Here is an 11,592-nt window from a genome sequence, read left to right as displayed (position 1 = left end):
GCGCCAGGAAGTAGCTGCGCAGGCCGTTATGAATGGCCTTGGCAATCTTCTCCTGATACGCGCTACTGCCCAGCAGCCGCTCCTCCGTGCTATTACTGATAAATCCGGTTTCCACCAGCAGCGAGGGAATATCCGGTGAGCGCAGCACGCCCAGGCTGGCATGTTCCGGCCGGCGTTTGTGCAGCGATCCGACGCTCTGCAGCTGCTGCAGCACTTTCACCGCCACGTCATACCCGACGCGCTGCGAGTGGCCGAACTGCAGATCCAGCACCGCCTGGCTCAGGTAAGGGTCTGCCTGGCTGTTGGCCAGCAGATCGCCGGCGCCGCCGAGCAGTTCGGATTGTTTCTCATGCTGTTCGAGCCAGCCGGCCATTTCGCTGTTGGCGCGGCGATTGGACAGCACCCAAACGGAGGCCCCGCTGGCGCTGCGGTTTGGCGCTGCGTCGGCGTGGATGGAGACCAGCACGTTGGCGCCCTGTTTGCGCGCAACGTCGGAGCGCCCCATCACCGAGATGAAGTAGTCGCCGGTACGCGTCAGCACCGGTTTGAACTGCGGATCGGCGTCCAGCATCGCCTGCAGGCGGCGCGCAATGGCGATGGTGACATTCTTTTCTTTCAGCCCGCTCGGGCCAATGGCGCCCGGATCCTGGCCGCCGTGGCCAGCGTCGATCGCCACCACCACCCGATCGCCGGAACCGGCGGAAACGCGGCTGCTGCGCGGCGTGACTTCGGTGGCGGTGCCTGCGACGACGGTCTGTTTATTGGTAAAGGGATTCGATCCCGTCGGCGCTTTGCGCAGCGGCGGCTCCGGCGCTTCACGCACCGCGACCGGCGCCTGACGCGGCGGTGGGTTGACCGCAACCGGCGCAGGCGTTTGCACCGGTGCCTTGCGCGCCACCGTATTGGCACTGCCTTCGGCCGTAATGGTGAACACCACGGTATGCACGCTGCCGTTCTGGCGGGTGGAGACGCGGGTTTTGGCGCGCTGGGTCAGATCAAACACCAGGCGCACGCTCTGAGCGTCTTTCGGCGCGCTGGAGCGAATGCTTTTCACCAGGTTTTGGCCGCTGAAATTGAGCGGCAGACCGCCGACCTTGCCCTTCTGGTTAACGTCCAGCACCACGCGATCCGGGCCGTGCAGCGGGAAAAACGCGTAGTCCGGCGGGCCATTGAAGCTCACCGACACCGTCGCTTCACGCTGGGCGTTGGACACTTTGATATCGGACAGCGAAGACGCCGCCAGCGCGTTCAGCGCGCCGAGTGGCCCCAGCACGGCGATCAGCATGATGACCGCAAATTTTTTCAACACGTGCGTCATTGCGGCATCATCCCTGTGATCCATGAATGCGGTCTAACAGCTGGCTGCCGTAAGTGGAAATCGCCTCGATCTTCGCCTCTCGCCCCTCGCCCTGATAGCAAAGATGCAGCGCCAGATCCGGCTCCGGCAGCACGCCGGTGCCCTGTTGCGGCCATTCGACCAGGCAGATGGCGTCTTGCGCGAAGTAATCGCGAATGCCCATGAATTCAAGCTCTTCAGGATCGGCCAGGCGATACAGATCGAAGTGATACACCGCCAGCGGCTGCAAGGCATAGGGTTCCACCAGCGTGTAGGTCGGGCTTTTGACGTTGCCCTGATGCCCTAACGCCTGCAGGAAACCACGGCTGAAGGTGGTTTTACCGGCGCCTAGGTCGCCGTAGAGATAGATGACGCTGGCGCGATCGCAGGCCTTGGCCAAAGTGGTGCCCAAAGCGACAGTCGCTGCCTCGTCCGGCAGAGGTAAAACGAGTTCTTTCATTCGATAAAGTCTATTTTGCCCACTCAGGGTTAACGAAATGAAGGATGTCCGGCAGTAAATCGGTCGCCAACATGCCTCTTGTTCCTTGTCTTTCCGCTACGCGATCGCCGGCCGCGCCGTGTACGACGCAGCCCGCACAGGCGGCATCATACAGCGGGAGCTTTTGCGCCAGCAAACCGCCGATGATGCCCGACAGCACATCGCCCATGCCGCCGGAGGCCATGCCGGCGTTGCCGACGTCGGCGATCGCCATCTGCCCCTGCTCATCGGCAATCAGCGTGCCGGCGCCTTTCAGCACCGCCACGCCGCCGTAGCGCGCCGTCAGCTTGCGCACGGCAAGTAAGCGATCACTCTCGATGTCGGCAGTGCTGCAGCTCAACAGCCGCGCCGCCTCTCCAGGATGCGGAGTCATCACGCGATTCTGCCGTTTCTCGGGATTTAATGCCAGCAAGTTCAGCGCATCGGCGTCCCACAAGGCCGGTTTATCGCTGGTTTGCAGCACGTTCAAGGCGTTTTTGCCCCATTCAGCCTGGCCCAGCCCCGGGCCAATCACCAGCACATCCGCCCATTGCATCGCCTGCCGCAGCGTCGCCTCGTCCAGCGCCTGCGCCATCAACTCCGGCCGGGCCGCCAGCAGCGGTGCGACGTGTTCAATGTGAGTAAGCACTCGCACCAATCCCGCCCCGCTGCGCAGCGCCGCTTCCGCCGCCATGCGAATGGCACCGCCGAATCCGCGGTCACCGCCCACCAACAGCAGGCGGCCATGCTCGCCCTTATGGGCGCAGGGGCGGCGCGGATGCAGCCAGCGCGGCAACGCCTCGGCGGTAAGCCGCTGAATCTGTTCCGGTTGCTTCGCCAGCCAACCCGATAAGCCTAGCGCATTCTGATGAAGTTGCCCGACCCAGTCGCGCGCCTGGCCGGTCAGCAATCCCGGTTTGAGGCCGATGAACGTGACGGTGTGCGCGGCACGCACGACCGCGCCCGGCACCGCGCCGCTCTCCGCCAGCAGGCCGGACGGGATATCGAGCGCGACCACCGGCGCCGAGTGGCGGTTGGCGGCCTCGATCAGCGCGTCGTAAGGCGCACGCGGCGCGCTGCCAAGGCCAGTGCCTAACAGGCCGTCGATAATGAGAGAGACAGACGCCGGCCAGCGGCTGTTCGCCGGCAGAATATCACCGCCGGCGGCCAGCCAGGCCTGACGGGCCGCTGCGGCTTCCGGTGGCAAAGGCCGTGCGCCTTCGCAGGCGATCAACGTCACCTGCAGGCCCGCCGCCTTCGCCAGGCGCGCCACCACATAGCCGTCGCCGCCGTTGTTGCCGTGGCCGCACAGCACCAGCCAGTGCTCGCGGGAGGGGTACGCGTTGCGCGCCAATGCGTAGGCCGCCTGACCGGCGCGCTGCATCAAATCGTAAAGAGAAATACCGAGCGAGGCCGCCGCCGCGGGTTCCGAGCGACGGATCCAATCCGCAGGCCAGACAGAGTGTGGTAAACTGTCAGCGTATGCTTTTTCACTGTGGCCCGTCATGACGCACCCCCTCGATCTCCATCAACTCGCCCAACATATCAAGCAATGGGGGCAATCGCTAGGATTCCAACAGGTTGGCATCTGCGATACCGACCTGAGCCTCGAAGAGCCGAAGCTGCAGGCCTGGCTCGACAAGCAGTACCACGGCGAGATGGAATGGATGGCGCGCCACGGCATGCTACGCGCGCGCCCTCACGAACTGTTGCCGGGCACGCTGCGGGTGATCAGCGTACGCATGAACTACCTGCCGGCCAAGGCGGCGTTTGCCAGCACCTTGCAAAATCCGCAGCTGGGTTACGTCAGCCGCTACGCGCTGGGGCGCGACTATCACAAACTGTTGCGCCAGCGCCTGAAAAAGCTGGGCGATCAGATCCAGGCCTACTGCGGCGAGTTGAATTTCCGCCCCTTTGTCGATTCCGCGCCGGTGATGGAACGCGCGCTGGCCGCCAAGGCGGGCATCGGCTGGGTTGGTAAACACTCACTAATTCTCAACCGCGAAGCCGGGTCGTGGTTTTTCCTCGGCGAGCTGCTGATCGACCTGCCGCTGCCGGTGGATAAGCCGCAGGAAGAGCAGTGCGGCCGCTGCGTCGCCTGCATCACCACCTGCCCGACCGGCGCCATCGTCGCCCCCTATACCGTAGACGCCCGGCGCTGCATCTCCTACCTGACCATCGAGTTGGAAGGCGCGATCCCGGAGGAATTCCGGCCGCTGCTCGGCAACCGCATCTACGGCTGCGACGACTGCCAGCTGATCTGCCCGTGGAACCGCTTTTCGCAGCTCACCGACGAAGACGATTTCAGCCCACGCGCCGCGCTGCATGCACCGCAGCTGATCGATCTGTTCAACTGGACGGAAGAAAAATTTCTGCGCATCACCGAAGGCTCAGCAATACGCCGCATCGGCCACCTGCGCTGGCTGCGCAATATCGCCGTGGCGCTGGGCAATGCGCCCTACGAGGACGGCATTGTGCTCGCGCTGCGCACGCGCCTGGGCCAGGACGCCATGCTGGACGAACATATCCACTGGGCGCTGGCGCAGCAGCTTGCCCGCCGCGAGGCGCAGGGCATCGAGGTGCAGACGGCGCAGAAAAAACGACTAATACGGGCTGTGGAAAAAGGTTTGCCAAGGGACGCCTGACGGCGTGCGCCGCGCGGCTATTTCACCGGATGTCTCACTCTGTGGATTTGTGCATAAAAATAAAAACACGTTGTCTTTCAACTGCAACAAAAAGAGCAAGTGATCGGCATAACGTTTTGGGATAAATAAATAAACTTATAAATCAAATAGATAAATATTTAATTTGTATGACGTTGATTTTTCAGGCAGGCGGGTTTATGTACAGAGGCTGTGGATAACTCTGTTTACAACATTTTTACCAGGCGTGTAAAACGGGACAAAAACCCGCGCCGGATAAGGCGTTGGATTTGAATTTGAAACGAAGAGAAAATTGGAGCGGGAAACGAGACTCGAACTCGCGACCCCGACCTTGGCAAGGTCGTGCTCTACCAACTGAGCTATTCCCGCATTGAGATGCTTTTGGCATCCGGTCACCAAACACTGGCGTGACCTTTGAATTTTTGGAGCGGGAAACGAGGCTCGAACTCGCGACCTCAACCTTGGCAAGGTTGCGCTCTACCAACTGAGCTATTCCCGCGTCGCATAGGTACTGCTTGATACTGCTTTATTTATTCATCATGCCGCATCGCGACATTGTTGAATTTGGAGCGGGAAACGAGACTCGAACTCGCGACCCCGACCTTGGCAAGGTCGTGCTCTACCAACTGAGCTATTCCCGCCCGGCGTATCGATGGTGGAACGTTACGAAATTCTTCATCGGTACGGGGTGCGCATTATACGAGAAATCCTTTTTGTCGCAAGCCCCTGAAAGCAAAAAAACGCGATTTTTGTTTGATTGCCGATTAAAGCGCCAGATTGGCGAATTAAGCGGCTAAAAACGGCGTTTTTTCCCCGCAGGGGCCGTCATCGCCTTAAAGCTGAATGAAATGTTCGCGGTAATAAGCCAGCTCGGCCACCGATTCGCGGATGTCGTCCAGCGCCTGATGGGTGCCCTGCTTCTTAAAGCCGGCGAGAATTTCCGGCTTCCAACGGCGCGCCAGTTCCTTCAAGGTGCTGACGTCCAGATAGCGGTAATGGAAGTAAGCCTCCAGCTCCGGCATGTAGCGGAACAGGAAACGGCGGTCCTGGCCCACGCTGTTGCCGCAGATCGGCGATTTACCGGCCGGCACCCACTGCTGCAGAAAGGCTATCGTTTCCAGCTCGGCGGCGCGATCGTCCTGGCGGCTGGCTTTCACCCGCTCCACCAGCCCGCTGCCGGTATGGGTGCGCACGTTCCACTCGTCCATCAAGGCCAGCTGCTCGTCGGATTGGTGCACGGCGATCACCGGCCCTTCCGCCAGGATGTTCAGGTTGGCGTCGGTGACCAGCGTGGCGATCTCGATAATGCGGTCACGCTCGGGATCCAGCCCGGTCATCTCCAAATCGATCCAAATCAGGTTATTTTCGTTTCCTGTCATGATGTTTCCTGCCTAAAAGCCGAGAGAAAAACGCTGTGCGGACGAGACGACGGGCGCCGCCGGTGGCGACGCGCCGCAGCCGGCGGCTAACAACGGTTATTTAATATAAAATAGCGTGTATCATAGTCTTTTTGGTCGCCCTGGGCGACATATACCCTGACGGGTTCAAGGCTGCGCTCGGGGCAAGTCCCCCGCCGCAGCTGTGCGTATACGTAAAGGTATAAAACCGATTCAAGTGAGGCGCAGTGAGTAAGAACAAACTGTCCAAAGGCCAGCAACGCCGTGTGCAGGCGAACCATCAGCGCCGTCTGAAGCGCGCTGATAACAAACCGGAACCGGATGATTCCCAGCTGGGCGAGCCGCAGGAAGGCGTCGTTATCAGCCGTTTCGGCATGCACGCCGACGTTGAGGCGCCGGATGGCACTCAGCACCGCTGCAACATCCGCCGCACGCTGCGTTCGCTGGTCACCGGCGATCGCGTGGTGTGGCGCCCCGGCCTGGGCACCCATGAAGGGGTAAAAGGCATCGTGGAAGCGGTGCACGAGCGCACCTCGGTGCTGACGCGCCCGGACTTCTACGACGGCGTGAAGCCGATCGCCGCCAATATCAATCAGATCGTCATCGTGTCGGCGATCCTGCCCGAGCTGTCGCTGAACATCATCGACCGTTATCTGGTGGCCTGCGAAACGCTCGAAGTCGAGCCGCTGATCGTGCTCAACAAAATTGACCTGCTGGACGCCGAAGCGCGCAAGCTGGTCGACGGCATGATGGATATCTATCGCAAGATTGGCTACCGGGTGCTGGAAGTTTCCAGCCAGACGCGGGAAGGCATGGCGGAATTCGAACAGGCGCTGGCGGGGCGCATCAGCATCTTCGCCGGCCAGTCGGGGGTCGGCAAATCCAGCCTGCTGAATGCGCTGCTGCCGCCGTCCGAAGAGCAAATTCTGGTAAATCAGGTTTCCGACGTTTCGGGCCTCGGGCAACATACCACCACCGCCGCGCGGCTGTACCATTTCCAGCACGGCGGCGACGTGATCGACTCCCCGGGAGTGCGCGAGTTTGGCCTGTGGCATCTGGAGCCGGAACAAATCACCCGCGGATTTGTCGAATTCCGTGATTATTTAGGCGGTTGCAAATTCCGCGACTGCCGCCACGATACCGATCCCGGCTGCGCCATCCGCGCGGCGATGGAGAAGGGCGATATCGCGGAAGAACGTTTCGACAACTATCACCGCATTCTGGAAAGCATGGCGCAGGTGAAGGTCCGCAAGAACTTCACGGACGCCGCAGACTGACACTGACGGGCGGGCATTGACGACGGCGGAGCCCTCGTTACAATGCGCGCCCTTTACCCTGATTCACGAGGTTAACGTGCTGGATAGCATCAAGATTAAATTGCAATATTGGTTGCCGAAGCTGGCGCTGACCCGCCTGGCGGGCTGGGGCGCCGACAAACAGGCCGGCTGGCTGACCCAACTGGTGGTCAAGGCCTTCGCCCGCTTCTACCGCGTAGACATGCAGGAAGCGCAAAATCCGGACCTGGCGTCTTACGCCACCTTCAACGACTTCTTCGTGCGCCCGCTGCGCGACGGCGCGCGCCCGATCGTCGCCGACGCCAACTGGCTGGCACTGCCTGCCGATGGCGCCATCAGCCAGCTCGGCCCAATCCGCGACGATCAAATCTTCCAGGCCAAAGGCCACCACTACAGCCTGGAAGCGCTGCTGGCCGGCAACTACCTGCTGGCCGAGCCGTTCCGCAACGGCCTGTTCGCCACCACCTATCTGGCGCCGCGCGACTACCACCGCGTGCACATGCCGTGCGCCGGCGTGCTGCGCGAGATGATCTATGTGCCGGGCGATCTGTTCTCGGTCAACCCGCTCACCGCCGCCAACGTGCCTAACCTGTTTGCGCGCAACGAGCGCGTGATCTGCGTGTTCGACACCGACATCGGGCCGATGGTGCAAATTCTGGTCGGCGCCACCATCGTCGGCAGCATCGAGACCGTCTGGGCCGGCACCGTCACGCCGCCGCGCGAAGGCATCATCAAACGCTGGACCTACCCGGCCGCCGGTGAAGAAGGCGCCATCGCGCTGGAAAAAGGCGCCGAGATGGGCCGCTTCAAACTCGGCTCCACGGTGATCAACCTGTTTACCGCAGGCAGCGTGCAGTTCGCGCCGCAGCTGCATAACGGCACCGTCACCCGCATGGGTGAGGCCTTCGCCGAAATCCCGGCCGCCGCTGAAACACCACAGACCCCGCTCTAAAGGAATCGACGCCGTGCGCCTGATCATCACGCTTTTGCTCGGTTGCCTGCTGTGGCAACCGGCGCTGGCCGCCCCCGTGCCGACCGAGAACCAGCTCAAACAGGAGCTGAAGCAGGCGGAAAGCAGCAAAAACGCGCCAAATCAGGCGGAGACCACCGAGGCGCTGCAAAGCGCCCTCAACTGGCTGACGGAGCGTAAAGAGTCGCAGACTCGCTCTGAACAGTATCAGAAGGTGATCGACGATTTCCCGAAGATGACGCAGGAACTGCGCCGTCAGCTGGTGCTGGAAAGCAACAAGATCCTGCCGAACGGCGACGATCTGCCGGCCGCCGAGCTGGAACAGCAGATCCTGCAAACCAGCAGCCTGCTGCTGGAACAGGCGCGCCTGCTGCAACAAGAGCAGGATCGCACGCGGGAAATCAGCGATTCCCTCGGCCAGCTGCCGCAGCAGCAGACCGACGCCCGCCGCGCGCTGACCGAAGTGCAGCGCCGTCTGCAGGCGCAGCCCGCCAACCCGACCACCCCGTACGCGCAGGCCGCCCTGGCCCTGCTGCAGACCGAAGCCGCGGCGCGCAAAGCCAAAGTGGACGAGCTGGAGCTGGCGCAGCTGTCGGCCAACAACCGTCAGGAGCTGGCGCGCATGCGCGCCGAGGTCTATAAAAAGCGCCACGAGAAAATAGACGTTCAGCTGCAGGCGCTGCGCAACAACCTCAACGCCCAGCGCCAACGCGAAGCGGAACTGGCGCTGGAAAAAACCGAGCAGCTGGCCGAGCAGAACGGCGACTTGCCAAAAAGCATCAGCCAACAGCTGCAGATCAACCGCGAACTGTCCGCCGCGCTGAACAGCCAGGCGCAGCGCATGGATCTGATTTCGTCGCAGCAGCGGCAGGCGGCGGCGCAGACGCTGCAGGTGCGCCAGGCGCTGAGTACTATCATCGAACAGGCCCAGTGGCTCGGCTCGTCGTCGGCGCTGGGGGAAACCCTGCGCGCCCAGGTGGCTACGCTGCCGGAGATGCCCAAGCCGCAACAGCTGGACGGCGACATGGCCCAGCTGCGCGTGCAGCGCCTGCAGTTTGAAAACCAGCTGGAAAAACTGTCGCAACGCGAATTCAAACGCGACGACGGCAGCGCGCTGACCAACCAGGAGCAGCGCATCGTCGATGCCCAGCTGCGCACCCAGCGCGAGCTGCTGAACTCGCTGCTGTCCGGTTGCGACACCCAAATCCTCGAGCTGACCAAGCTGAAGGTGGCCAACACCCAACTGATCGAAGCGTTGAACGAAATTCGCGACGCCACCCACCGCTATCTGTTCTGGGTGCCGGACGTCAATCCGATCAACTTCTCTTATCCGCTCAACGTGGCGCACGATCTGACGCGCGTCCTGTCGCTGGACACGCTGTCACAGCTCGGCGGCGCCTTCATGATGATGGTGACCAGCCGCGAAACGCTGATCCCGATCTTCGGCGCCCTGCTGCTGGTGATTTTCAGCATCAGTTCGCGCAAGCACTATCACGCCTTCCTCGAGCGCGCCAGCAGCCGCGTCGGCAAGGTGACGCAGGACGAATTCTTCCTGACGGTGCGCACCGTGTTCTGGTCGATTCTGGTGGCGATGCCGCTGCCGGTGCTGTGGGCCGCGCTCGGCTACGGCCTGCAGAGCGCCTGGAACTACCCGGTGGCGGAAGCGATCGGCAAGGGGGTGACCGCCACGCTGCCGATCCTGTGGATCTGCATGATCTGCGCCGCTTTCGCCCATCCGCAGGGGTTGTTCATCGTGCACTTCCGCTGGCCGGCGAAGCAGGTTTCGCGCGCCATGCGTTACTATAAGATGTCGATCTGGCTGATCGTGCCGCTGATCATGGCGCTGATCACCTTCGATAGCCTGAAAGAGCGCGAATTCGCCAACACCCTGGGGCGGCTGTGCTTCATCCTGCTGTGTCTGGCGCTGGCGCTGGTCACCCACAGCCTGAAGCGCGCCGGCATCCCGCTGTATCTGGATAAAAACGGCTCGGGCGACAACATGCTCAACAGCGCCTTCTGGGGGCTGCTGCTGTCGGCGCCGCTGCTGGCGGCGCTGGCCTCGACCGTCGGTTACCTCACCACCGCGCAGGCGCTGTTGGCGCGCCTGGAAACCTCGGTGGCGATCTGGTTCCTGCTGCTGGTTGTCTACCACATCATCCGCCGCTGGATGCTGATCCAGCGGCGGCGCATCGCCTTCGATCGCGCCAAACAGCGCCGTGCCGACATCCTGGCCCAGCGCGCCCGCGGCGAAGACGAAACTTCGCACACCCCAAACAGCACCGAAGGATCCATCGATCCGGACGATTCGGACTTCGATCTGGACACCATCAGCGCTCAGTCGCTGCGGCTGGTGCGTTCGATCCTGACGCTGATCGCGCTGGTGTCGGTGATCGTGCTGTGGTCGGAGATCCACTCCGCGTTCGCCTTCCTGGAAAACATCTCGCTGTGGGATGTGACCTCGACGGTGAACGGCGTGGAGACCGCCCATCCGATTACCCTCGGCGCGGTCCTGATTGCCATTCTGGTGTTGATCATCACCATGCAGCTGGTGCGCAACCTGCCGGCGCTGCTGGAGCTGGCGGTGCTGCAGCACCTGGATCTGACGCCGGGCACCGGCTACGCCATCACCACCATCACCAAGTACCTGCTGCTGGTGTTCGGCGCGGTGCTCAGCTTCGCCTGGATCGGCATCGAGTGGTCGAAACTGCAGTGGGTGGTTACCGCACTCAGCCTGGGGTTGGGCTTCGGCATGCAGGAGATCTTCTCCAACTTCATCTCCGGCCTGATCATCCTGTTCGAAAAACCGATCCGCATCGGCGACACCGTGACGATCCGCAACCTGACCGGCACCGTCACCAAGATCAACACCCGCGCCACCACCATTTCGGACTGGGACCGCAAAGAGATCATCGTGCCGAACAAAGCCTTCATCACCGAACAGTTCGTCAACTGGTCGCTGTCGGATAACCTGACCCGTGTGGTGCTGACCGTGCCGGCACCGGGCGAAGCCAACAGCGAAGAGGTGACCAAGATCCTGATGAACGCCGCCGAACGCTGCTCGCTGGTGCTGGATAACCCGGCGCCGGAGGTTTACCTGGTCGATCTGCAGCAAGGTATCCAGATCTTCGAGATGCGTATTTACGCCGCCGAGATGGGCCACCGCATGCCGCTGCGCCACGAGATCCACCAGCTGATCCTGGCGGGCTACCGCGAGCACGGCATCACGCTGCCGTACCCGCCGTTCCAGGTGCGCACCGAGACGCTGTCGCGGCTGACCAACAACGGCCGTACGCCGCCGTCTACGCCGGCGCCGAACACCAAGCGCGACGCCGGGGGCCTGTAAGCGGTTCTCGCGATAAAAAAAGGGCCGGCAAATGCCGTAATGCCGATCAGTTAAGGATCACTTGAACGATCCTGTCGCTGTGTAAGAATCCGTAATCTCTCTGAGATTAC

Annotated in this window: 8 protein-coding genes and 3 tRNA genes; 4 read left to right on the top strand and 7 right to left on the bottom strand. The window is 62.1% G+C overall.

Features of this window, described 5'->3' with window-relative positions; all coding sequences use genetic code 11:
* The 3 genes from amiB to nnr all read right to left on the bottom strand — a co-directional run.
* Positions 1-1,318: N-acetylmuramoyl-L-alanine amidase AmiB (gene amiB / locus AWX27_RS10660; RefSeq protein ID WP_060421882.1), on the bottom strand; the 1,318-nt coding region annotated here is incomplete at its 3' end.
* Between the two features lie 7 nt (positions 1,319-1,325).
* Positions 1,326-1,796: a tRNA (adenosine(37)-N6)-threonylcarbamoyltransferase complex ATPase subunit type 1 TsaE gene (tsaE, locus tag AWX27_RS10655; protein WP_038879220.1), complete on the bottom strand. Its 471-nt coding sequence runs from the start codon at positions 1,794-1,796 to the stop codon at positions 1,326-1,328.
* 10 nt (positions 1,797-1,806) lie between these two features.
* Entirely contained in the window at positions 1,807-3,321 is a 1,515-nt protein-coding gene (gene nnr / locus AWX27_RS10650) for a bifunctional ADP-dependent NAD(P)H-hydrate dehydratase/NAD(P)H-hydrate epimerase (protein ID WP_060421879.1), read from the bottom strand.
* On the opposite strand from nnr, the gene queG reads away from it, so the two are divergent.
* A complete protein-coding gene (queG, locus tag AWX27_RS10645) occupies positions 3,320-4,459 on the top strand; it encodes a tRNA epoxyqueuosine(34) reductase QueG (RefSeq protein WP_060421876.1) in 1,140 nt (379 codons plus the stop codon). The two genes, nnr and queG, sit on opposite strands and share 2 nt — an antisense overlap.
* 311 nt (positions 4,460-4,770) lie before the next feature.
* On the opposite strand, the gene AWX27_RS10640 is transcribed toward queG, so the two are convergent.
* The 4 genes from AWX27_RS10640 to orn all read right to left on the bottom strand — a co-directional run bounded on the left by AWX27_RS10640 (position 4,771) and on the right by orn (position 5,856).
* Positions 4,771-4,846 (bottom strand) — tRNA-Gly (locus AWX27_RS10640).
* 54 nt (positions 4,847-4,900) lie between these two features.
* Positions 4,901-4,976: transfer RNA gene (locus AWX27_RS10635), tRNA-Gly, on the bottom strand.
* Between the two features lie 66 nt (positions 4,977-5,042).
* Positions 5,043-5,118: transfer RNA gene (locus tag AWX27_RS10630), tRNA-Gly, on the bottom strand.
* 192 nt (positions 5,119-5,310) lie between these two features.
* Positions 5,311-5,856 carry an oligoribonuclease gene (gene orn / locus AWX27_RS10625; RefSeq protein WP_033636776.1) on the bottom strand — a complete coding sequence of 182 codons (546 nt, stop codon included), beginning with the start codon at positions 5,854-5,856 and terminating at the stop codon, positions 5,311-5,313.
* Between the two features lie 245 nt (positions 5,857-6,101).
* On the opposite strand from orn, the gene rsgA reads away from it, so the two are divergent.
* From rsgA to mscM, 3 genes are all read left to right on the top strand, one after another.
* Positions 6,102-7,151 carry a small ribosomal subunit biogenesis GTPase RsgA gene (gene rsgA, locus AWX27_RS10620; protein ID WP_004929686.1) on the top strand — a complete coding sequence of 350 codons (1,050 nt, stop codon included), beginning with the start codon at positions 6,102-6,104 and terminating at the stop codon, positions 7,149-7,151.
* A gap of 76 nt (positions 7,152-7,227) precedes the next feature.
* The gene (gene asd, locus AWX27_RS10615) at positions 7,228-8,121 is read left to right on the top strand and encodes an archaetidylserine decarboxylase (protein ID WP_060421873.1); all 894 of its coding nucleotides are present in this window, start codon (positions 7,228-7,230) and stop codon (positions 8,119-8,121) included.
* A gap of 13 nt (positions 8,122-8,134) precedes the next feature.
* The gene (mscM, locus tag AWX27_RS10610; protein ID WP_060421868.1) at positions 8,135-11,482 is read left to right on the top strand and encodes a miniconductance mechanosensitive channel MscM; all 3,348 of its coding nucleotides are present in this window, start codon (positions 8,135-8,137) and stop codon (positions 11,480-11,482) included.
* Positions 11,483-11,592: the final 110 nt, after the last annotated feature.

This window comes from Serratia sp. 2880STDY5682894 (assembly GCF_001537385.1).
Classification (GTDB): Bacteria; Pseudomonadota; Gammaproteobacteria; order Enterobacterales; family Enterobacteriaceae; genus Serratia; species Serratia nevei.
Note: the sequence above shows the minus strand (reverse complement) of the source record. Positions and strands in the feature narration are given on the sequence as shown.